The organism is Paenibacillus sp. D2_2, from assembly GCF_031199965.1.
In the GTDB taxonomy this organism is placed as follows: Bacteria; Bacillota; Bacilli; order Paenibacillales; family Paenibacillaceae; genus Fontibacillus.
On the sequence record NZ_CP133605.1, the window covers coordinates 3,949,963 to 3,972,284 of the forward strand.

Genomic DNA, 22,322 nt, shown 5'->3' on the forward strand with positions numbered 1-22,322 from the left:
AAGCTCCTTTTGCTTTATTTCAGTATTATGGTGAGTTACTAAAATATCATTGGATCTCTTAGTTCTGACCACTGCATCACTGGTTCTTGTCGATCACTAATTGTTATTACACCTACATAGAGTCCTTGGTCTTCTCTATGCACTATATAATGTTCTAGCATTTCTCGGTTTATTTTTGAGATATGTTTAGTCATGACCTCGCCCATTTCAAGCCAATAGACTTCTCCTTCATTTGAAGTAATCAACTGATACTTCGTTGTCTTACCAAAATAAACGTATTGTTGTCTTATTTCATTCTCTTTAATTCGTATTAGAATATATCTAAGTCTTAACTCTGATAGTTCAGACTCTTCTATGCCTGATTCCTCAAAGATCTCTCGTAGGCATGCTGTTCTGGGACAATTCAATTCATTTGGTTCAAGGTGACCTCCCAGTCCGCTCCAAAATTCAGAATTGTAAAGACGACTATTAGATTTCTTAATCATTAGCACTTTCTCGTCTTTAAATATATAGGCAGTCGCCATTTGGCGAAGTTCCATATGCTTCAGTCCTTTGATCTTAATCGGTTGCATACCTGTCAAATAACACGCCCCATCCTTAGATAGCTCTATCTTAGGCTGGGGCGTTTGTTGTCTAAGCTTCTTCCATGACTATACATCTGATAACCGAGGGGCGATAGCCCCGATGAGTGCTTTCTAGGTATTAATCATTCTATATCGCAAAATCGGATCCCCACACTCTTCAAACTCCCCTGTTTCTTCAAACCCACAACTCTTATATAGTGCATTAGCTACGATATTGCTTGGAACATGTGATACCCTAATCTCTCTACAATCATTTCTTTTCTTGAGGAATTCAATAACTTGCTTGATTGCAGACTTGCCATAACCATTTCCCTGAAATCGATGATCAATCATGAATCTAAGAATCCAATAATACCCGTCAGAATATACTTCGTTATCAAATAGAACAAAGCCTACCATATTATCATCCGCATATATTCCATATGGTCTTGAGGTAATCTCTTTCTTTGCGTGTTCTAATGAATCCGAATTTGATGCAACTAAATTAATTTGATCTTCTTTAGGCTTTAAACTAATACATTCCATCTCATTCTCTTTACTTATTGGAAGTAGTACAATATTTGAACTATCCATATGGCCTCCTGCTATTATGGATTTGGATCTTCATAACCTTTGTAACTTGTTCCGATTCTTTCAAATAACGTTGCCGTATTTCTGACGCCCGACACAGTCGGGTGTGTCCGGCTGCCCCGCTCCCCTGCCAAGAACTCCAGCCAGACCTAGGGAAAATGTAACCCGATACAGGAATATTATGTTATGCGCGGATTTTTCTTGGAGCATTTCCCAAATGCCTTCCTCGAAAGACCTACAAAATGTCCTGGTTTATATATTCCATTGCACTTCTTATATCTTCAGCTATCATTGTTCGTTTACTTTTCCCTATATTAAAACTGTTCCATTATGTTTATATTCTTCATTCCGGATCTTATAGGTTAAACCTGAAGGAATTACCCGGAGGGGGCGTTTCATGCCTGAGCTTCTTCCATGATTATACATCTGAGATAAGCATTCTTCCATAAAAAACTAATAAGTTATGAATTCAACTTACCACTTATGAATAATTTCTGGTTCAACAAATATTTCATCAATTCTCTTTAAGAAAGGGATAATTGCACTAAAATCAACCGCCCTATGGTCAAAGGCTAAGCTCATTGGTAGTATTTTTCTAATACCGATTTCCTTGTTCCCATTTTGATGCAAAAACACCCCCGGTTTTTCCTGGATAGAACTTAGTCCAACTGCGAAAACTTGAGGAGGTATAATTTCAAGTAATCCAAAGAAACCTCTTTGTTCTTTATACAAAGAACCAATATTTGAAACCGTAACGGTTCCAGACATTATATCTTTTTCCGTCAAGCGTTCATCCTCTGGTATTTTGTAATAATCTTCTTTTTCTTTCCCTTCCAGCCCTTTGATACTATATTTACTAACCTTTGCCGCTAAAATCCTTCTTAAAATGCCAAGGTTGAAATTCTTCAATTCATTTACGGAATCAGTAAATACAGCTTGATATAACATTTCATTTATATCGGTTTTTTCAATTCTTTTTGTCAACTCTGCAATATAGTTCGAAATATCATTTAACGACATTTTTTCAATACTAGGGATAGTTGGAGTAATCATTCTACCATCGGGTAAACTCCAAGGGATTGACATATTAATCTTCCCTAAAATATGTGTCATACCCTCTGTTTTCGTATGATCATATTCAATATATGAGTTTAAATTTGGTGCAGCTAATAATCCTTCTGTAATTACTTTCATCATAATTGTATTCACTGAAATTTTATAACCAGAGTCGCGTCTCGTTTTTGAGAGTGTTTTGAATTCTTCGTAAAAGTCCGTAATATCAGGTTCGTATACATATGTTACATGCGGCACATTTTGCCACGATTCTGATGTCATATACGAAACTGCCCTTCTTTGTAGGTCAAACCTGTTGGTTTCTTTTACATCAATATTATATAAATCCATAATCTTCTCCTTTTCTTTTTCTCACTATAAGTAGTTAAAAATGTATCAATCCCGTTAAAAATATTCTGAATTAGGAAAGACACTCCTTAGAGTGTCCTTAGAGATTTAATTAATACCCTTCTATTCAACTACTGTTTTTTAAGCGCTTTTTTAAAAAAATAGATTGGGCCTACAATCAAATAAGCTGGATTGGATAAGAAGGTGGGCTTCTTTCCTTCAAATGCATGTCCTATAAATTGGAAAATCCACCCAACAACAAATAGAAGTAAACCGATTTTCATGTTAACAAAAAAATGAATAAAGAAGTAATAATAGTAGGAATCCCAATAAAGTGGAAAAACTTATTCATTGGATGTTGATGATCATTTTGATATTTTTGAAACATTTTTTCGAAATTCATAAAACTGGCGCCTCCTAATAAATTCTTTTTCATTCTAAAATCGTTGGATTTTCTCTTCAAACCCCATTCAGTTTTCGCAGCAGTTCTTCTAGATTCTCTTCGGAAAACGCGCCATTACTGAACCAGACTAATCCGCGAATTGGCGCGCCTTTGATCAGACTCATCGCATATTCAGGATCTCTACCCTGTTTAAGGCTTTCCATTTGATTGTTTTTACTCAGGATCTCAACCAACATAGCCTTACTCATCGGGTCCTCGAACAAATCACCGACTGTTGTATCGCGGGTGTATCGCCGCTTCCATGTAGAAGTCGTGGCGACATGTACCGTTTCTTGAAGTACCACATCACGCGACGATTTGCCGATCAAAATGTCAAACTGCCCCGTTTCTACATACCAATCTTTCAAATCCACATTGTAATAAGCAAAAGCACGTTTATCGAGCTCAAAACAAACCGTTTTGGTCTCACCGGGTTGCAGCATGACCTTGTCGAACCCTTTCAGCTCCTTGTCCGGACGTATGACCGAGCTTTGTGGATCACGGACATATAGTTGGATGATTTCCTGACCGGGGCGTTTTCCGTATTCGTGACCTCTACGCTTACCTGCAGTATCTCGTCGTCCCGCATCTCCGATTTGGAAAGAATCAAATTCGAATAGTCGAAGGTCGTATAGCTTAGCCCATAACCGAAAGGAAACAATGGGACAATATCTTTTGTATCGTAATATCGATATCCAACAAGCAGCCCTTCCTTGTATTCAACTCGATCTCCTTCTCCCGGAAAGTTAGGGTGGGAAGGATTCTGTCTCATGCTCATAGGGAATGTCTCGGTCAGCTTCCCGCTTGGATTAGCGTCTCCGAACAGAAGATCTGCGACCGCCCCGCCGAACGCCTGCCCCGCCAAGTACGCTTCGAGCACAGCTTTGGCATGATCCAGCCAAGGCATTTCTACCGCCGATCCATTGCTCAGCACGACAACAACGTTCGGTTGCACTTCCGATACGGCTCGGATGAGCGCCACCTGGTTGTCCGGTATGCGAAGATGTGTACGGTCATAACTTTCCGACTCGTAGCTGGCGGGCAACCCGGTAAATAGAATAACCGCATCGGCCCCTTTCGCCGCGGCCATCGCTTGCTCCATCATCAGCGAGTCGGTGCCTTCTTCGATAATGTTGTACCCTTGCGCATAAATGATCTCTGCTTCGCTACCCGCCGCTTTTGCAATTTCCTCAAGCACGTCATCAATGCGTGCCGGATTGACACTTGAGCTACCTGCTCCTTGATAGCGCGGTGACTTGGCCATCTCTCCAATGACGGCGATTTTACCTTCTTCTTCAACGGCAGAATTTCATCTTCGTTTTTAAGCAGCACCATGCTTTCTCGCGCCACTTTCCTGGCCAGCCGATGATGTACCTCATGATCGCAGGCAGCATTAGGCTTCTTGTGATCTGTAACTTTGAAAATAATAGCCAGCAGCCGTTCAACGGCCCGGTCCAATGCTTCCTCCGATAGTTTTCCTGTTTTTACGGCTTCGATAATTTTCGGTACTCCCCGGTCATATGGCATTTCTAGCTCCAAGCCTGCCGCGAGACCATGATCTCTCTCATTGACGGCTCCCCAGTCAGATACAACAAAGCCTTCGTGTCCCCATTCCTTCTTCAAAATTTCGGTCAATAAATAGCTGTTTTCCGAAGCATATTCGCCATTCACTTTATTGTAAGAACACATCACCGTCCACGGTTGCGCTTTTTTGACGACGCCTTCGAAGCTGGCCAAATAAATCTCTCGCAATGTCCGTTCATCGACGACCGCGTCCACTGACATACGGCGATGCTCCTGGTTGTTAACCGCAAAATGTTTCAATGAAGTTCCGACGCCTTGACTCTGCACACCTCTAATATAATGTGTGGCCATCTCCGACGATAAAACAGGGTCCTCCGAAAAATATTCGAAGTTTCTTCCACAAAGCGGTGAGCGTTTAATATTAACGCCGGGGCCGAGTAAAATGTCAACATCCTCTGCCTGACATGCTTCACCGAGCGCAGTTCCCATTGTCTCAACCAGGTCCCGGTTCCATGAGCTTGCTACGCCTGCCGCCGTAGGGAAGCAGGTGGCGGGCACGCTCTTTTGAATACCGAGATGATCCGCCCCCTCCCGCTGAAGCCGCAAGCCATGTGGACCATCCGACAGCCGTATCGACGGGATGCCTAACCGCTCGATACTTTTTGTCGTAAAAAAATCTGCCCCTCCGCATAATCCAGCCTTTTCCTCCAGCGTCATTTCGGCGATCAGCTGTTTCAAATCGCGTTTCATGATCATTTGTGATCCTCCCCTATAGCAATACCAGATTCGAATAGATCAGCGATCTCGAATGCCTGATCCTCATCCAGTCCATCAAATGTAAGCGTGAGCATAGTCCCTTTCCGAATTTCCATCGCCATCAATCCAAGGATGCTTTTCATATCGGAAATGATGTTTTTCTCTTCCCAGATCACTCGAATCTCCGAGACGTACTCGGCGGCGGTCGTGCTGATTTTTTTCGCCATCAACACCCCGAAGCCGTCCGTCGGCATTGTCACTTTGACCGCTTTCATCGATCATCCCTCCCACTTGCGTGTTAGTTGCCCGCAGCTTGTTCTAATTCCTTGACGATTTGAGGATATTGCTTGTCCAGCTTATAGAAGTAAAGAACAACAAACATTCCAACATAAAAGATCAATGGCAAATAAATAAACATAAACCGGATCGAGTTCATCGCTGTTTCGTTAATCGCTGTTTGGCCACCGACATAGCCACCAAACGCAAGCAGCCAGCCAAGTAACGCGGTTCCGAGCCCGCTGCCAGCTTTGGCCCCAAAGCTGCCACCGCTGTAAATAAGGCCTTCCGTCCGAATACCTGTTTTCCATTCTCCGTATTCTACCGTGTCGGCAAGCATCGCATATGTTGTGGCAAGTACCGGCACAGTGCCAATCGATTTGATGATCATGGCGATAATCACAACCGTCAGATTGGTCGGATTCACCATCATCAGCACAATTCCGAATAAACTAACCACTATACCGACTAGTGCAGCATTACGTTTGCCCAGCTTTTTGATCAGTGGTGCCACAACCAACATACCCACTAACAAAGGAAGAAATGTCGTAAGTCCCAGTAGACCGACCAAGTTCTTATCGCCCAGCACATACTGTGCATAATAAACGTTAATGCCGGTAGCTACGGCAACCCCCGTATTCATGATAATCTTGAAGCCTATCAATTGCGCCCAATATTTGTTGCGGAGCAATGCCTTAAATCCGCGTTTGATCGAAACCGACTTCTGGACGACGGACGGTTTAACACGCTCTTGCGTTGAACGATAGGTGATCCAGAACAGAATGACAGACATCATGCCGTACAGGACAAAAGTCATCATCCAACCTTGTCGTCCTCCACCTAAGGTTTCGACGAGCGGATTTGTCAGCACGGTAATGATAATGGAGGACAACACCGCCATAGTCATTCTGAAAATATTAAGTAGAGATCGCTCATAAGAATCCTGAGTGATCATCGTATTCAGTACGCCATACGGAACGTTGATCGCGGAGTAAGCGATATTGATAATCAGATAGGTGCAGTAGGCGTAAATTAAGGCGCCTGTTCCCGTAAAATCGGGAGCGCTGAACAGCAATACACCAGACAGCCCGAACGGTATAGCCAACCATTTCAACCATGGACGCGCTTTACCATGCTTGCTTTTTGTCCTATCGACCAGCACACCGATGCCAATATCAATAAATGCATCTAGCACTCGAATAATCAGGAACATTGTGCCGATTGCGGCAGCGGACAATCCTACCGTATCTGTATAAAAAAAGGTAAGAAATGTGCCTACTGACGCCCATATCAGATTGCTTGCAAAATCTCCTAACCCGTATCCAAGTTTTTCCGACAATTTGATTTTTGTACCTTCCATGAAGTCACCCCGTTTAATAATCGGTTTGTGTTGTATTCGGCATGCGATTATGTATTGCCGCTTCCGGATTACGGCGTCAAGGAATCACTGCCTGCTTCTTTAACCAACGTTTGATGGGCCCATCGTTGGAAACGCTGTCTTTTTTGCACCCTCGATCTTCTTTGCACGAACGACTCGATGCCTCATCAGTATATAAAAGATCATGGTTGGTTTATGGTATAATCGTTTGAAAAACAGGATCAATTCTAGGGGAAGCTCCATGACAGCGACGACAAAGAAACCTTCGAACCCGGGTCTCGCTTATTTCTGCAGTCTGATTTACAAAAGTGTTAAACTTCCTGTCGTCTGGGTGGCCCGAGACAGCAAATCTGAAGACATGGTGTTCGGCGACCCGCTGATGGTCGTTGATCGAACCTCCATGTATCGAACGATGATTGATAAGGCGGGGAGTTCCAAGTTGCCGATCATTTGTACAACGGTTTATTTGGATCGGATGATTATTGTGCCCGTATTGAACAATGATCAGATCGCCGGTCACCTTGTTATAGGGCCTTCGCTTTCTCAATTTCCTTCTGAAGAGATGATGGAAAATATATTTAATGACCATGAAGCCACTCGTTCGGAACGTGTCCGATGGCTGCAATACTGGAGCTCTCTCCCGGTGATCGATATGTATCGCGCAGCGCATATCGGGGTACTAGCCTATTTGATTATCAATGGAGTCGCCCTGGAGGCCGACGACGTTTTGCTTCATAATTTTCAATCGGAGCAGCAGCTGGTACCGAACAGTCATATTCAACTCACCCTGTCCGATCATATGGAAAATGCACAGATCGTCGACACAGCAAACAATCCCATATTTGATCATATTCGCAATGGGAACAAAGCTGCGGTGGTCAAGCTACTCGCTTCCTCTTCGTTCGAGGGGCAAGGTGTATTGTCTAGACGCAGTCATCTGCGGAGCCTCAAGAATCTGGCGATCTGCGCCGTTGCTAGAGCGACGCGTGAAGCTAGAGCAGGAGGAATGCTTACGAAGCTTTCATATCAATTAAGTGACTTACACATTCAACATATTGAGGAAATGACGGATGTGAGGGCTGTAGAGCATGCCACCAAAAAAGCACTCATCGACTTTGTAGAGCGTGTCGGGCAATTTAAAAGAAAAAGTGTATCCAAAGCAATTGCGGACTGCATGGATTATGTGTTTACGAACTTGTACAACAAAATTACCTTACAGGATCTTGCCACGCTAACGGGATTAAACGAAAAGTACTTATCCCATCTGTTTAAAAAGGAGGTTGGTGTCGCATTCAGCCAATATTTACAAAGTGAACGCGTTGAGGAAGCAAAAAGGTTGCTGGATCTTAGTAACGATTCCATATCGAGCATCGCGACTCGATTAAATTTTTACGATCAAAACCACTTTATTAAAGTGTTTAAAAAACATACCGGCATGACGCCAAAGCGTTTTCGGGATAAAAAAGAGGTTCGGCCTTTATAGCATATTAATAGGGGGATATATATGGCATATAATTTCTGCTAACGTTCTTGTATTCACGAAACGACCCAACCTAGATAACTCTTATCTTAGGCTGGGTCGTTTATTATCTGAGCACCTTCCTTGATTATACATCTGGGTAACCAAGGGGCATAACTTGCCATTCATTTGATTTCAATCCATATATCAACCTATCGTGATATTTGCCATTTATATATTCATAATCCCTAATAGTGCCTTCAAGTTTGAAACCTAATTTCTCAGGTATCGAACGACTTCTTAAGTTATCAGTAGCTACTCCAATTTCAATTTTGTTAAATGTTAGGTTATTAAAAACATATTCAATTAATACTTTTACCGTTTTGGTAATAATCCCTCTACCTTCGTACTCCTTGCCGATCCAATAACCAATTTCAGTTTTTTTATTTTCCTGATCCAGATAAATGAATCCTATTGAGCCTACTAGTTTATTCTCCATCCATATGCCTAACCAATACCCTTCATTTCTAGCAAACCTCATCCGTACATTCTCGATAAAATTCCTTGAATCATCGACCTTTAAAGTGATACTTGGGAACTTCAGCCACTCACCAATATGATTTCTATTCTTATCAATTAAATTAAATAACTTTTCTGCATCTTTTGTTTCTAACAACGATATAAATAGCGATTTATCTATTGCGTATTTAAACAATGGACTCCCTCCTTTTGTTGTATGTTTTCGAGGTGATTTAAGATAATGTCTTACATTCACGGAATGATCCAGCCTTAGTTTCTCTTATCTGGCTGGTCATTTGTTGTCTGAGCTTCTTCCTTGATTGTACATTTGACACCGTGAGTATGGTGTTATATGTTGTTAGTGCCCTTCTTCGATTAACCATCACTTAATATTTCTTTAATAATTTCTATTTGCTTAATGGGCAATCCGTCTGGCCAATTATCTATACTACAATAACAGATATCAGATATTTCTGAACTTGGTCTAAAAGTTCCCTCTATTATCCTACCTTTAAATATCAGCTCGACTCTATTGGGTCTATTCCCATAAATAGCCCTAGCTAGTCCAGTAATTTGCACTTTAAGTCCTGTTTCCTCATTGATTTCTCTTTCTAAGCCATCTTCAGGTCTCTCTAGTTCCATCCAGCCACCAGGAATTCCCCATAACGTTAAGTATTCACGACATTCGATTCAATAGACAGCTCCTAATGCCTCCGTAATATTATATGAATTACTTGTCTTCATGGATATTCCTCATTTCTGTCGTTGTATTATGGTATAGCGCGCTGATTTCTTATAACGTATTTGTATTCAGGAAACGCCCCAGCTTTAGATAGCTCCTATCTTAGACTGGGGCGTGTGTTGTCTTAGCTTCTTTCATGATTCCAAAGGGTAGTAGTCCCACAGCGTTGAAACGGCGTTATCGGAAGTACTTGCCTTCTTTATGATTCATACACTATTTATGCGCCTTATTATTTCTATTTCATTCGTTTCATAATAGGATGCTCTTCGTTTAGCTGCAATAAATCCCACAGGTTTCCATATAGGTCCTTAAATACAGCAACTATCCCATATGGCTGTTCTTTAGGTTCTCTTACAAATTCTATACCTTTAGAAATCATATCGTTATAATCTCTCCAGAAATCATCCGTGTTTAGAAACAAGAAGACTCTCCCGCCCGATTGATTACCTATAAATCCTTCTTGTTCTGGTTTCGACGCTCTTGCTAGTAAAATTGTTGTGCCTACTGAGCCAGGTGGAGAAACTACAACCCATCGCTTATCCTGCTCAGGCTGATAGATATCCTCTACTAATGTAAAATGAAGCTTCTTAGTATAAAAATCTATGGCCTCATCATAATCCTTAACAACAAGAGCAATATGGACTATTGATTGAATCATCTTTATTCTCCTCCGATTCTTTTTATATCAATCATTCGCAAGTTTTCCCGATAACGTAGTTGTTATCGTTTCCGTTTGGTCAATTAGTATGGAAAACCACCTACTGGACTGAGTTTAATTTGTTCCACACCAGTTCCTTTTACTTTAATCTCTTTTAACTTTTTCATGACCTGGCTTCCTCCACGGCCGAAAATATCATGCAGCGCTGAGTATTGTTTATATAACTCGTCATAGATGGCAGCATTGGCGGGATTCGGCTTAAAAGTTTCCTCGCGCAGTCGCGCCATTTTGGCAGCCGCCTCTACGATCGAATCGTATCCGCCCTCCGCCGAGCCGGCCGCAACAGCCCCGAACATCGCTGCCCCTAATGCAGCGGTTTGCACGGAATCTGCGATCTTAATTTCCCTTCCGGTTACGTCGGCATAGATCTGCATCAATAAATGATTCCGCTGCGGCAGACCGCCGCAGGCGTACAACTCATCGACGTCAATGCCGGTGTCAGTGAAGGCTTCGATAATTTTGCGAGTGCCAAACGCAGTCGCCTCCAGTAGCGCCCGATAAATTTCCTCCGGCTTCGTCTGTAGCGTGCAGCCTAACAGCAGCCCTGACAAGTCGGCATCGGCAAGCACGGAGCGATTGCCGTTCCACCAATCAAGAGCAATTAGCCCGCTTTGTCCCGGTAAATAAGCTGATGCTTCCCGCTCTAGCCACTTATGAACCGTGATCCCTGCTTCTGTCGCTGCTTGCTTTATATGCCCTGGAACAGCGTGATCTAAATACCAGGCAAAAATGTCCCCTACTGCCGCCTGTCCGGCTTCATATCCGTACAAACCAGCCACAATGCCGTCTTCAACAACGCCGCTGATGCCTTCTGCATGCACTTCTTTATCGCTCAGCATCAAATGGCAAGTCGAAGTCCCCATAGCCATGACCAGCTTGCCGGGGGTTACAACACCGCATGCAGGGACCATCGCATGGGCATCTATATTGCCAACGGCAACAGCCGTGCCCGGCGCAAGCCCATCAAGCCCGCCATTTCATCGCTCAAAACTCCTGCCTTAGAGCCAAGAGGGGCAATGGTACCGCGCAGCTTCGTCTCTGCCAAATCCGCCAGTGCCGGGTCAAGTGCCTGGAAGAATCCCCGCGAAGGGTACTCTTCCTGTTTATTCCATAATGCTTTGTAACCCGCTGCGCAGCTGTTGCGTATCTGCTCGCCTGTCATCCGCATGACGATCCAATCCGCTGCTTCCATAAACCTGTCGGCCGCTTCATATATGTGGGGAGCCTCATTAAAAATTTGCCATATTTTTGGAATCATCCATTCCGATGACACCCTTCCGCCATAGCGGTGCAAGAAAGTTTCCCCGCGGGCCTTAGCGATTTCGTTCAATCGATTGGCTTCGGTCTGCGCCGCATGGTGTTTCCACAGCTTAACCCAGCTATGCGGATCTTCCCGCCATTCTGCCTTCAGACAAAGCGGCGTTCCCGCGTAATCCAGCGGCATCATCGTACATGCCGTAAAGCCGACGCCGATGCCGACGACATCCTCCATGTTTACACTTGCGGCTTGCAGCACTTCCGGTACCGATCCTCGCAGTACCTCCATATAATCCCCGGATGCTGCAGCGCCCAATCGGCTCCCAGCTTTTCACCATTCCCGGGAAGTCTCTCGCCGATAACGCCGTGCGAATATACGGTTACATGAGTGGCCACTTCCTCACCGCTAGTAAGATCGACCAGCAGTGCTCTTCCCGACTCTGTACCGAAATCGATGCCGATCGAATATCTTCGTTTCATTAACGCCTTCTCCCTCCCCTTGTCAATAGACAGCACCGGTTTCCCCGGTGCTGCTGTGGCGTCCTCGTTACAAGCTATCATACAAACCATCAATTTCAGATTGCGTTAACGCTTTGCGATAGATCTTCAATTCATCCATCTTTCCGATAAAGTTGCTGCCGCCGCCAGGATTACCACCGATACGGTCCTCCTGGGACGGGGAATAACGCCGGTAATAGTTTTGACCGAAAGCGAATGTTCCTCCAGGAGACTGCTCGACTTTATCCAGGTACAGCTTTATCGTTTTGTTCTTAAAATCCACGACTCCAACGATATGATGCCATGAGTCCGGGTTGTTAAAGCTGATGCTCTTACTCTGATAAGCATCCGTTTTATCGCTCCGCGCCCCGAGTCGAACCGCATCGGAGTCCACACTGAGCTCCAGCCCTTCCTGAATACCATCGATACGCGTGCCGAGTATATCGTAGCGCGCACCTGCTGCCGGCATTTGACTCGGATTGATCCAGACGCTTATGGATATGGCCTCGGCATTGGCAATTTCATTGCCAATCATGTAATGCATATTGAAATACTTCGACCCGTCCATTTCAATCGCCTGCCCGGATTTGCCGGGCGTATAAACAGTTGTTCCTATGGGTATCGGATGATTTCCTTGTGCCGAATCATCATCCGTATACCCGTTGAAGGAATAATCGCCTATTAAATCGGCAGGCTGGAGATAGGCTCTGAAGTCTTGAAGGCGATGAAAAGTCAGGCGATTGGCGTTATGCTTGGAGTCCCCGCCGTCGTAAGAGGTTCGGGAAACGTAGATCAGGTCGTCACCGTCGAACTGCCAATCGACGTATTGGAAACCGACTTTCGCGACAGAAGTTCCCAGTTCAAATTTTCGTCGTCTTGAATAAGCAGTTTGCCGCGCATCCAATGAACAAGGTCCGTCGAATACATGAGAGATAGCACATTGCGCTGGTTATTTTGGGTTACATTGTAATCGGTGTGCTCATTGACAAGCGCGATATACTTGCCGGAAACGGAATCATATCGGATGGTGAATTTCACGTCTCCCCCTGGCATGTCGAACTCCCCGTATTTGGTAAACGTCTTGTTGTCCGCCCCAAGCTTATATATCCCTGCACGGTTGATGATCGAGCGCCGAAGGACGTCCCAAACTTGCCCATCCGGCCCGGCGACGGCATTGCCTTCAATGTACAGATTTACGTCGGACTGGTTGGACCGGGTCCAATTTGCGGGTCCATCAAATCTACCGACTCCGGTACGGAAATGACGGAAGCCCACATTCCCCATTGATTCAGCTGCTCAAATCCTTTGTATAGGCGGCCATTCACATTCAGTACCGGCGTAGGCGCGCAGTGATACTGATTGCTGCTGGTCTCTTGAAAAAGAACGGAAGCCGCGCTCCACGTCAAACCGCCATCGCCGCTTTTGCGAATAACGATGGAGCCCAGGCCTTTGTCGGTTCCAAGCAAATATACGTCCCCGTTATGTTCAAAGAGCGTGCTCCAATATTGCCCTTCGATCGAAGCTGTTTGCGCCCAAGTTGCGCCCTGATCCGTCGAACGGAACACCCGCGTAATACCGATAACCGGGTGCAGCGAACCATAATCATCGCTTGCCAGGAGCGCTCCGTCGGAGAGCTTTACAATACTGGGACTTGCTACGTAGTTGCCTGTGCTGGGTTCGGAATAATCGATCTGAGACACAAGGACATCGCTATAATTGTTGGCAGACGCGGCAGGGATACCGGCCAACATGACGAGTGATGCGGCGAACAGAACTGCTAAAGCACAGCGTATTTTTCGTACGAAAGGTCTCATATAAAATCTCTCCTTGTTTAGGCGATTGACGGCATTTGAATGTGCTGCCAGTTTAATACACAAGTTCACGAAAGTTGGCGACGGTATGAAAGGAAATGAAATTGCCGTTATGGGCGCTGAATGCCCGTTCATCGCTTGATCGGCTGAGGATATGCAAATCCTCCCGTCAACGACCATCGAGGCATAATGACGGGAATGTTTGGCCGAAGGTCCAGCTGTGACAAGGCCTGCAAAGCACCAATCGATACAGTTTCTTGAATAATGAAGTTGCAGCCGCGATCTTTCATTGTTGGGAAGATTGTAACGGTCAGCGGGCAATCGTTCCGCTCGGGTCATGCTGTCCGTTGCCTGCGTGCTCAGCAGCCAATATAGCCGGGACACTTCGTCATAGATCATGTGGAATTTCATTTGTCCTCCCGGGCAAGGCACGAATACAACCTGCTTGCCGGAAGGGACATTCTCAAGCATTGTTATCATCGAGCCGTCATCCTGCTCGACGACTTTGGCGATCGCGGCATATCCGCTTCCGCCCGTATGAGCCCGCATCCATAGATGGAACGTCCGTCCGCGCGGGTCATGCCAATAGTGATCCGGATCGATGAATTGAACCACGTTGGTCTCAAGCCATCCTGCAGGAGCGCAGCCTCGGCCAGGTGCAATATCGATGTACCGCTGCGGATCGGCATGAAAGAACGGAACGCCGAAGTAATTCAACTTCTCCGCAGGAACGGCATCGCAAAAGGCAAGTTCCGAGGCGAAATTCCAATTCTCGGCCCTGGTCAGATCTGCATCGGTCCTGCCGCGTATGAGAATCGGTGCCAATTCGCCGACCCCCCAAACCTCAATCTTGTGATAAAGATGCTTCTCCATCACCAAATATACCGATTCATTCGCATAATGAACGTTGCACGGCGCTTGATGCCATTGTTCGCCTCGGGTAAGGACCGCCGGTTCGGTCCAGTCTTCTCCTTCATTATCGGAACGTATCACCATGAGGTCTCCATTGTGTCCTAATACATACAACGAACGGCCGGCGACAAAAGGCCGGGCATGCACAAACGGAAAGTCTCCCTTGTGAGTCCATGATTTCCCTCGGTCATCAGACGTGAATATTTTTCCGCATGGCCCATGCACACCCGGTCCGCCGATGTCCATTGTAGCCACGAGCCGCCCCGAAGCAAGCTTGGCAATGCCAGGGCTATAACAGAAGACCGATGCGGGATCGCTGGATTCATAGATTTTGACAAACTCATCTGCAAGCGCTATCATTAATCTGCCTCCTAACCTTTGAGTGAGCCAATCATGACGCCTTTAACAAAATACTTTTGGGCAAACGGATAAATACATAGGACTGGAAGGCTCGAGACGATAATAATGCCATATTTGACGGATTCGGCCAAAAACGTTTTCTGCGCCATATCCTGATCTCCGATGCCAAGTTCGAGCTGCTGCATCATTTGCGTTTGACTGCTCAAAATTTCCCTCAGCACTAATTGCAGCGGTATTAAATTTCTGTCGTTTAAGTAAATCAAGGCATTGAAGAATGAATTCCATTGACCCACAGCCGAGAACACAACAAGGACGGCAATGATGGCTTTGGATAGCGGAAGCACCACTTTGATGAAATAGCCGATGTTACCGCACCCGTCTATTTTCGCGGCTTCGAACAGCTCTTGTGGAATGGTCGATTGGAAAAAAGTGCGAGTGATGATAATGTTCCACATGCTGACGCATCCAAGAATGATAACAGTCAGCGGGTTATCGATCATATGCAATTTTCGTACAAGCAGATAGGTCGGAATCAGCCCGCCATGAATGAACATTGGTATAATGAATAGCATGACGATGAATCCCCTCCCCGCCATATCCTTTCGCGAAAACGCGTATGCGGTCATCAGGGTAAGGGAGACGCTGAGCGCGGTCCCCCGATCGTATAGAGGACTGTGTTCCGGTAACCGATCCATAACTGCTTGTATTTAAAAATCAGGTCATATCCGTTTAAGTTTATTCCTTTCGGAAATAAAATCACCTTACCTGTTCCGACCGCGGAAGGGTCGCTAAACGATGCAATGACGACAAAATATAGCGGGTATAACACCATAATTAATAACAGGGTCAGAAAGGTAATGTTTACGGTGTCGTAGACGACATCCGCTTTGCTTCTGCGTACGCCAGTCTTCATTCTTTCCCTCCTACAAGTTTTTGCGTAGCCAAACCGCCTCAAAACCATCCTGATTAGAAAATTCCATTTTGCCCGAATTTCTTGGCTAATTTGTTGACGGTCAACAGCAGGACCAAATTGACAACCGAATTAAACAGCCCGATTGCCGCGGAGAAGCTGAACTGGGATTGAAGCAATCCACTCTTGTAGACATAAGTGGATATCACTTCGGAGCTGCTTAAATTCAGGGAATTCTGCATCAGAAAAGCTTTCTCGAATCCGACACCGAGTATATTGCCGCAGCTGAGGATCAATAACGTTACAATGGTGGGCATGATCGATGGCAAATCAATATACCATGCCTGTTGGAATTTGGAAGCTCCATCGACCTTCGCCGCTTCGTGCAGAGAAGGATCAACTCCAGATAACGCAGCCAGGTAAATAATGCTTCCCCATCCCATACCCTGCCAGATTCCCGACCAGACGTATAAATGGCTGAAGGCATCCGGGTTCGTCAATGTCATCATAGGCCCATGAATCAAACCGATGGAATTGAGCAACTGACTGACAACGCCCAATCTTGGGGAAAGAAAGACATTCAGCATTCCTATCAAAATAACCGTTGAAATGAAATGAGGAGCATAGGTTACGGTCTGCACGACTTTTTTGAATTTCTTGCTCGTCACGCTGTTAAGCGCCAAAGCAAGGATGATGGGTATCGGAAATCCCGCAATAAGAGAGTATAGACTTAAAGTTAACGTATTTTTGATCAGCACCCAGAATAAATCCAAATGAACGAACCGTGCAAAATGGTATAATCCTACCCAGTCGCTTCCCCATATCCCTTTGATCGGCTTGAAATTCTCAAACGCAATCAGCACGCCGTACAAAGGCACATAATCAAACAGAATGACATAAATCAGTGCGGGAAGAACTAAAAAGTAAAGCCCGATATTTTGTTTCACACGATTGATGGTTATTCCCCCTTCTTGACTTTATTCAGTTGGATTATTCCACCTATTCATGGCCCAACTTGCTAGCAGCATCCAATTGTTTTTGATTCAGCTCCATATATTCATCCAGCCCCAGATCCTTCAATTTCTTGACATAGCCATCCCATTCCGCATCAATGTCGCCCTTGCCGGATATCCAGTTGGCAACCGTGGTTTTGATGTAATCATTAAGCGATTGACTCAAATCGGTCATTCTCTGCTTTTCTTCGTCGCTTAACAAGCCGCTGGGCATCGGAGGATAGTTCAGGTTTTTTTCCGGCAAATATTTTTTGTAAATATTTTCATATGCCCATTCACGCGTTCCTTCTTTCTTGAAATTGTCGTTGACGATCTTGTTGTTGAACATATCTTCATCCAAAAGAGCTATGCCGTAATTGCCCAACGCTCTATCTGCATCCGCCACTTCCGTGGTTGGAGTCAATAATTCGTATTTGCCGTCACTGCTTTTCTTCCACCATACGTCTTCGCTGCCGAAGTTCTCCGTTAAAGACCATTCCGGATCGGCCAGGAGCTCTGCCAATCTTGCTGATGCCACGGGATACTTATTGTTTTTGAAGATGACAAAGTTTCGCGGCCAGATGCTTTTGGTCTGACGGCGTATTAAGGGATTCTTGCCGTTTGGAGACTTCAATGGCGCCATCGGGGTCCACCATTTCCCGTCGCTCGCGTTTTGTCCTTGATCTACAAACGAAGTCATTGAACCGACCAAAGGAGGGGTGGATGAAATGGCAGCCGTATATCTTCCCCAATCATCTGTAAACGCTTCCGGAACGATCAACCCGTTTTTATACAAATCGGCCATGTATTTGATCGGCTCTTTGAGATCGGGATTCGTGGCCTGTGATTTATATTTGCCGTCTTCTACAATGAAATAGCTGCCTGGGTATATACGCCGAACGCGCCATACATATCGAATTGGCCGCCAATGTTGTTGCCGTACAATATGTAGTATGGGATGACGTTCTTTGGTATCGAACCCTTTCCTGCATTATTTTTGAAAGCCATCAACACGTTTTTGAATTCATCCGTCGTCGTAGGTATCTGAAGTCCCAATTCATCCAGCCATTTTTTGTTGATAAACCATTGATCCCGCAGGTTATAGGAGGTCTCATTCAATACCGCGTAAGGAAAGCCGTACAATTTGCCATCCGGCATCAGTGCCTGCTTCTTTTGCTCCGGATTCGTGTCAAAGAACTTTTTCCAGGAGGGGGCGTATTGCAGGAGATCATCGATTCCGACGATATCTCCCGCATCGATGGCATCCGACATCGCCTGTTCAGAAGCATCCATTCTGAACCCGATATCCGGGTAGTCCCGGCTGCTGAACATCAGGTTCGCTTTTTCGGCATCGCTGTATACTTTCAGGTTGATTTTTATGTTCGTTTTTTTCTCGATTTTTTTCCATAAGTTATATTGGGTGAAATCTCCCATATGGGCTCCGTTTGCAATGCCCACAGTTAATGTAATCGGCTCTTTCGTAATTGGAAAACCTGTGGCATTCGTGATTCCGCCGTCAAGCAAATTGTTCTCAGATGCAGGCGGGTTACTCTCGTTTTGTTTTGTATCGGTGCAAGCGACTAATGTTCCACTGATGAGTATAATACTCATGATACAGGATAGAAATTTGGATACTCTGTTTTTCATTCAGATACTCCCCCCGGCTTTAAAATGTATGGAGATTAAACATCTCCCGAATCTGCTGCTCCATTCCCCTAAGTTGCTCGATCTCAAGCATCATCGAAGCACTCAGACTTGCATTACCACCAGTACGTCCGTGCAAACCGATTGAAAGCCCTTCCAAGCTTAAATGATACTTGGCATTCAGCGGATAAGGCTGACGTTCAACCGCAGATGCTAGACCGAGAAATTGCTGCAGCCGGACCGCCTCGGCGACATTACCCCGCTGCAGTTGAAGCAGCCTCACATACAGATCAGGATGGAAGTTGACCATAACGCCACTATATCCGGCCGCCCCCATATCCAATGATTTCAACAATGTAGCGGCATTTGCATTGAACAGCTTTAAGCTCGTGCCCCTAATCGCATCCAGCTTGGCTTCGATCTGCTCTGGATCACAGCAGGTATCCTTCAGGAAGGAAAACCGCCCCGTTCCCGCGCACCACTTCAATAGTTCGGGAGAAAGCAAACGTTTATACGGGTAGGGGCACTCGTAAATGCCAAAGGAAACATCAGGCACTTCCGATAAAATCATTTCCGCGTTCTGTTTCCACACCTCCTCCGATTCGTCTGCCGCGGCCAGTCGGTTGCTTACCAATACGAATGCATCGATACCTGGTGGAGGAAATCCGGCGGATTTCCTCTATCTGATCCGAATTTGTATCCGAGATGTGGCCCGAAGCGATGACCTGTACGCGTCCTGCAGCCTTCTCCGTTACAAACTTCGCCAATTGGACACGTTCCTCTAACGATAAAGCGAACATTTCACTGGACTGGCAAACTGCGAACAACCCCTGGACTCCATGACCAATAAGCCATTCAACATACTCCCTTAACGCAGTGTAATCAATCTCCTTTTTTTCATTAAAAGGGGTAATCATCGTCGGAAAAACGCCGTTTCTGATATCCATCGTCTTCGCCTTCTCCTTCTCTTATCGTTTCGCCAGAAATTCATCGATTTGCTTTTGCATTTCCGCCTGAATTTTGTCGATCCCTGCGGCTTTCATCTGTTTATTCAGCTCCGCTAAACCTTTGTCGATGTCCGGAATCACTCCGTATTCGAGCGGGATGGCATACCGAAGCATAACGTTGCTTACATTCGCCACTTCTGTCTTTACATCGGCATTGTTGAATACAAACGTTTCAAGCGGATAGTGGTATACTTTCCCTTCCCATACTTTCGCCAGGTCAGCGGCTTCTTGCGGAAAGGTCACATTCACCCGATTTAAAGGCGAGTCAAAGCTCCATTTGGAGTAACCTGCATAGTTCGCGTTTTGGGCCGTTGATTTGAATTTGTCTTCGCCAACGGGTTCGTAATGCGTGCCGGCTGATGCCGTGCATAATCAGATCATGCAGTTCTTTATCGTTTTGCACCAGGTCGATAAACATCAATGCGCGTTCCGGATTTTTAGAGGTTGCATGGATCGAAGTTCCGTTCTGCGTAGAAACCGCAACGGACTTTTTGCTGTTTGGAGTGAGATCCGCCAATGCCACTTCATATTCCGGTTTATCCCTGCGAATTTCAGCCATTTTGGCTCCAAGCGTATCCAAATTTTGTGTAACCGTTGCCGTTTTTCCGTCTTTAAAATCCTGCATATGATCATTTTTACTGTTTAGAACATTTTTCGACCATGCGTTATTGTCGGCAAGATCCTTGTAATAGGCCAACAACTCTTTGAACTCAGGCGTTTGGTAAATGTTAAATATTTGTCCTTTGCCGTCCGTTATTTTGAAGGCCAGCGGCAAGTCGAGATCCGGCATGTTCCAGTCATTCTTCTGCTTCACCAAGATGCGATCCAAATTGTGCAGCTTCCAATCTCCCGCTTCGGGAGTGAATGGAATGATGCCTGGTTCATTTTTGGCTATCGCCTTTATATATTCCGCAAACGTTTCAGGGCTGTTGATTTCAGGCAAGCCATATTTTTTGCGCAAATCTTCGCGGTACAAAATCAGTTTTTCGACGAACCCTCCTTTATTGGATGGAACCATGTAAAGTTTGCCGTTCACTTTTGCTTGTTCCCAGCTTTCCTTCGGCATCGCTTTCCAGGTCATTGGCATATAAGTCGAAAGCATTTGATCCGTTAATTCCAAAAATCCTCCCTTCAATGCCTGATCGCTGTAGCCTGCCCAGTTGGCGGAATAGATTAAATCAAAATCTTCGTTGGCGGCTAACTTGAGCGGATATTTCTGTGCCCAATCAGACCAATCCAGAAACTCCGCTTCGATGGTCGCATTGATCTTCTGTTTCAGCTTCTTATTGATTTCTGCATACACCTGATCGTAATCGACAGGTTTTGGCCCCAGAAAAATCATCTTCAGCTTAACTTCATTGGAAGTATCCGAATTCTCGTCTTGCGCAGCCGTCTGTTTGCTGTCTGCCGGTTTTGCGGTTTCTTCGCCCCCTTTGTTCCCGCCACCGCAGGCGTTTAGAATCATGACCATAATGAGAACAAATGCCAGCATGGCCCGCTTACTCTTCTTCTGCATCTTCAAAACTCCCCTTTATGATATATTGATGGACCAGTTTTAAATCCCAATGACATACAAGCAATCAAAAGCGCTTCTGCATATCCTGCCAAACATGTTGTTCTCAGCCTTTTGCTTATGCAAGGAATGCAGAATTCGATTAAATCATCCTTTTACGGCGCCAATCGTCATGCCTTGCACAAAATACTTCTGGATAAACGGGTAGGTAATCAAAATGGGACCGCTTGCAACAATCGTCATCGCCATCTTCAAACTTTCGGCCGGAATGCTCGTTGTCATCACAGCTCCCGATTCCATCATCGCTTTTCTCATGCCATCCATATTGCCAAGCATTTTGTAGAGATAATATTGCAGTGGCATCAGCTTTTCGTCGGAAACGAACAGTAAAGCATGATACCAATCATTCCAATAACCCAGCGCAAGAAACAAACCGATGGTGGCGAGCGCCGGCTTTGAGAGCGGGATGATCAGGCGAATAAAAATACGGAAGTCGCCAGCCCCATCTATTTTTGCCGATTCGACGATTGCCTCCGGAACATTGCTCATAAAAGATTTCATGACAAGAATGTAGAAAACATTAAATAGCATTGGGATGATTAAAGCCAGGATCCTATCTTTCAAATGGAGAAAGTTCACCATGAGCAAATACCAGGGAACAAGCCCTCCACTAAACAATGTTGTAAAGAAAAAATAGAAGGAAAATGTATTTCGCCATTTAAAATCTTTTCTAGAAAGGCAATAAGCGGTCATCGCTGTCAGAAACAAGCCCAATATCGTGCCGACCAAGGTAACGGTGATCGTTACCGCATAAGCTCGTAGCATTTGCTCGGGTACTTGAAGAGAATGCCGTAAGCATCCAGCGAGAGCACTGTTGGGAACAGCTTAAACCCCTCTTCGCGATTGCGCTCTCCTCCGTCAAGGAGGAGGAAACAATCAACAGAAAAGGAAACAGACACAGGATGGCAAGTATGGATAGCAGCACATAACCCATGACGACGAATAGCTGGCGGTCAAGTTGTTGTCCGGCTGCTTTGGAAGGACTCGTA

General features: G+C 45.2%; 19 protein-coding genes and 5 pseudogenes. 1 reads left to right on the top strand and 23 read right to left on the bottom strand.

Translation table 11 applies throughout. The annotated features are described in order from the left end of the window. Nucleotides 1-38 precede the first annotated feature (38 nt). The 7 genes and pseudogenes from RE628_RS20165 to RE628_RS20195 all read right to left on the bottom strand — a co-directional run bounded on the left by RE628_RS20165 (nt 39) and on the right by RE628_RS20195 (nt 6,913). Nucleotides 39-572 carry an NUDIX domain-containing protein gene (locus RE628_RS20165; RefSeq protein ID WP_309159514.1) on the bottom strand — a complete coding sequence of 178 codons (534 nt, stop codon included), beginning with the start codon at nt 570-572 and terminating at the stop codon, nt 39-41. Nucleotides 573-695: 123 nt separating this feature from the next. After that, a complete protein-coding gene (locus RE628_RS20170) occupies nt 696-1,157 on the bottom strand; it encodes a GNAT family N-acetyltransferase (protein WP_309154718.1) in 462 nt (153 codons plus the stop codon). A 471-nt stretch (nt 1,158-1,628) separates the two neighbouring features. Continuing rightward, the gene (locus RE628_RS20175; RefSeq protein WP_309154719.1) at nt 1,629-2,558 is read right to left on the bottom strand and encodes a 2-oxo acid dehydrogenase subunit E2; all 930 of its coding nucleotides are present in this window, start codon (nt 2,556-2,558) and stop codon (nt 1,629-1,631) included. Nucleotides 2,559-2,686: 128 nt separating this feature from the next. Next, nucleotides 2,687-2,958: pseudogene (locus RE628_RS20180) on the bottom strand (Mpo1-like protein). 56 nt (nt 2,959-3,014) lie between these two features. Continuing rightward, a pseudogene (locus tag RE628_RS20185) lies at nt 3,015-5,271 on the bottom strand (glycoside hydrolase family 3 C-terminal domain-containing protein). 2 nt (nt 5,272-5,273) lie between these two features. After that, complete coding sequence (locus tag RE628_RS20190) at nt 5,274-5,552, bottom strand: HPr family phosphocarrier protein (protein WP_309154720.1); 279 nt, start codon at nt 5,550-5,552, stop codon at nt 5,274-5,276. Between the two features lie 23 nt (nt 5,553-5,575). Next, nucleotides 5,576-6,913, bottom strand: a complete 1,338-nt coding sequence (locus RE628_RS20195; RefSeq protein ID WP_309154721.1) for an MFS transporter — start codon at nt 6,911-6,913, stop codon at nt 5,576-5,578. A 259-nt stretch (nt 6,914-7,172) separates the two neighbouring features. Between RE628_RS20195 and RE628_RS20200 the strand changes: the two genes are divergently transcribed. Further along, nucleotides 7,173-8,414, top strand: coding sequence for a helix-turn-helix domain-containing protein (locus RE628_RS20200; RefSeq protein ID WP_309154722.1), 1,242 nt, complete (start codon nt 7,173-7,175; stop codon nt 8,412-8,414). 124 nt (nt 8,415-8,538) lie between these two features. Here the strand turns inward: RE628_RS20200 and RE628_RS20205 are convergent, their stop codons facing one another. The 16 genes and pseudogenes from RE628_RS20205 to RE628_RS20285 all read right to left on the bottom strand — a co-directional run bounded on the left by RE628_RS20205 (nt 8,539) and on the right by RE628_RS20285 (nt 22,267). Next, nucleotides 8,539-9,105 (bottom strand): GNAT family N-acetyltransferase, encoded by a 567-nt coding sequence (locus RE628_RS20205; RefSeq protein ID WP_309154723.1) that lies wholly within the window; start codon nt 9,103-9,105, stop codon nt 8,539-8,541. A gap of 179 nt (nt 9,106-9,284) precedes the next feature. Then, a complete protein-coding gene (locus RE628_RS20210; RefSeq protein WP_309159515.1) occupies nt 9,285-9,599 on the bottom strand; it encodes an NUDIX hydrolase in 315 nt (104 codons plus the stop codon). 287 nt (nt 9,600-9,886) lie between these two features. Continuing rightward, nucleotides 9,887-10,309, bottom strand: a complete 423-nt coding sequence (locus tag RE628_RS20215; protein WP_309154724.1) for a VOC family protein — start codon at nt 10,307-10,309, stop codon at nt 9,887-9,889. An 83-nt stretch (nt 10,310-10,392) separates the two neighbouring features. Continuing rightward, nucleotides 10,393-12,106: pseudogene (locus RE628_RS20220) on the bottom strand (ribulokinase). A gap of 67 nt (nt 12,107-12,173) precedes the next feature. Next, entirely contained in the window at nt 12,174-13,028 is an 855-nt protein-coding gene (locus tag RE628_RS20225) for a LamG domain-containing protein (RefSeq protein WP_309154725.1), read from the bottom strand. Beyond that, nucleotides 12,917-13,408 (bottom strand): hypothetical protein, encoded by a 492-nt coding sequence (locus RE628_RS20230; protein ID WP_309154726.1) that lies wholly within the window; start codon nt 13,406-13,408, stop codon nt 12,917-12,919. Before RE628_RS20230 ends, RE628_RS20225 begins: the two co-directional genes overlap by 112 nt. Next, complete coding sequence (locus RE628_RS20235; RefSeq protein ID WP_309154727.1) at nt 13,318-15,207, bottom strand: sialidase family protein; 1,890 nt, start codon at nt 15,205-15,207, stop codon at nt 13,318-13,320. The genes RE628_RS20230 and RE628_RS20235 overlap by 91 nt, the downstream gene beginning before the upstream one ends. An 11-nt stretch (nt 15,208-15,218) precedes the next feature. Continuing rightward, nucleotides 15,219-16,120 (bottom strand): annotated as a pseudogene (locus RE628_RS20240) (carbohydrate ABC transporter permease). A 53-nt stretch (nt 16,121-16,173) separates the two neighbouring features. Then, a complete protein-coding gene (locus tag RE628_RS20250; protein ID WP_309154730.1) occupies nt 16,174-17,064 on the bottom strand; it encodes an ABC transporter permease in 891 nt (296 codons plus the stop codon). Nucleotides 17,065-17,116: 52 nt separating this feature from the next. Then, nucleotides 17,117-17,914, bottom strand: coding sequence for a type 2 periplasmic-binding domain-containing protein (locus RE628_RS20255; RefSeq protein ID WP_309154731.1), 798 nt, complete (start codon nt 17,912-17,914; stop codon nt 17,117-17,119). A gap of 59 nt (nt 17,915-17,973) precedes the next feature. Beyond that, nucleotides 17,974-18,756 (bottom strand): type 2 periplasmic-binding domain-containing protein, encoded by a 783-nt coding sequence (locus RE628_RS20260; protein WP_309154732.1) that lies wholly within the window; start codon nt 18,754-18,756, stop codon nt 17,974-17,976. A 19-nt stretch (nt 18,757-18,775) separates the two neighbouring features. Beyond that, the gene (locus RE628_RS20265) at nt 18,776-19,345 is read right to left on the bottom strand and encodes a dihydrodipicolinate synthase family protein (protein WP_309154733.1); all 570 of its coding nucleotides are present in this window, start codon (nt 19,343-19,345) and stop codon (nt 18,776-18,778) included. Next, nucleotides 19,302-19,700, bottom strand: a complete 399-nt coding sequence (locus tag RE628_RS20270; RefSeq protein WP_309154734.1) for a dihydrodipicolinate synthase family protein — start codon at nt 19,698-19,700, stop codon at nt 19,302-19,304. The genes RE628_RS20265 and RE628_RS20270 overlap by 44 nt, the downstream gene beginning before the upstream one ends. Nucleotides 19,701-19,721: 21 nt before the next feature. Next, nucleotides 19,722-20,009 (bottom strand): DUF3502 domain-containing protein, encoded by a 288-nt coding sequence (locus tag RE628_RS20275; protein ID WP_375142942.1) that lies wholly within the window; start codon nt 20,007-20,009, stop codon nt 19,722-19,724. A gap of 16 nt (nt 20,010-20,025) precedes the next feature. Next, nucleotides 20,026-21,276 (bottom strand): ABC transporter substrate-binding protein, encoded by a 1,251-nt coding sequence (locus RE628_RS20280; RefSeq protein WP_309154735.1) that lies wholly within the window; start codon nt 21,274-21,276, stop codon nt 20,026-20,028. Between the two features lie 144 nt (nt 21,277-21,420). Then, a pseudogene (locus RE628_RS20285) lies at nt 21,421-22,267 on the bottom strand (carbohydrate ABC transporter permease). Between the last annotated feature and the right edge of the window lie 55 nt (nt 22,268-22,322).

Coding starts and splice junctions, on each gene's coding strand:
- RE628_RS20165 (WP_309159514.1), bottom strand. CDS start 572: ATGCAACCGATTAAGATCAAAGGACTGAAGCATATGGAACTTCGCCAA.
- RE628_RS20170 (WP_309154718.1), bottom strand. CDS start 1,157: ATGGATAGTTCAAATATTGTACTACTTCCAATAAGTAAAGAGAATGAG.
- RE628_RS20175 (WP_309154719.1), bottom strand. CDS start 2,558: ATGGATTTATATAATATTGATGTAAAAGAAACCAACAGGTTTGACCTA.
- RE628_RS20190 (WP_309154720.1), bottom strand. CDS start 5,552: ATGAAAGCGGTCAAAGTGACAATGCCGACGGACGGCTTCGGGGTGTTG.
- RE628_RS20195 (WP_309154721.1), bottom strand. CDS start 6,913: ATGGAAGGTACAAAAATCAAATTGTCGGAAAAACTTGGATACGGGTTA.
- RE628_RS20200 (WP_309154722.1), top strand. CDS start 7,173: ATGACAGCGACGACAAAGAAACCTTCGAACCCGGGTCTCGCTTATTTC.
- RE628_RS20215 (WP_309154724.1), bottom strand. CDS start 10,309: ATGATTCAATCAATAGTCCATATTGCTCTTGTTGTTAAGGATTATGAT.
- RE628_RS20230 (WP_309154726.1), bottom strand. CDS start 13,408: ATGGGGAATGTGGGCTTCCGTCATTTCCGTACCGGAGTCGGTAGATTT.
- RE628_RS20235 (WP_309154727.1), bottom strand. CDS start 15,207: ATGATAGCGCTTGCAGATGAGTTTGTCAAAATCTATGAATCCAGCGAT.
- RE628_RS20255 (WP_309154731.1), bottom strand. CDS start 17,914: ATGGCCGATTTGTATAAAAACGGGTTGATCGTTCCGGAAGCGTTTACA.
- RE628_RS20260 (WP_309154732.1), bottom strand. CDS start 18,756: ATGAAAAACAGAGTATCCAAATTTCTATCCTGTATCATGAGTATTATA.
- RE628_RS20270 (WP_309154734.1), bottom strand. CDS start 19,700: ATGGATATCAGAAACGGCGTTTTTCCGACGATGATTACCCCTTTTAAT.
- RE628_RS20280 (WP_309154735.1), bottom strand. CDS start 21,276: ATGCAGAAGAAGAGTAAGCGGGCCATGCTGGCATTTGTTCTCATTATG.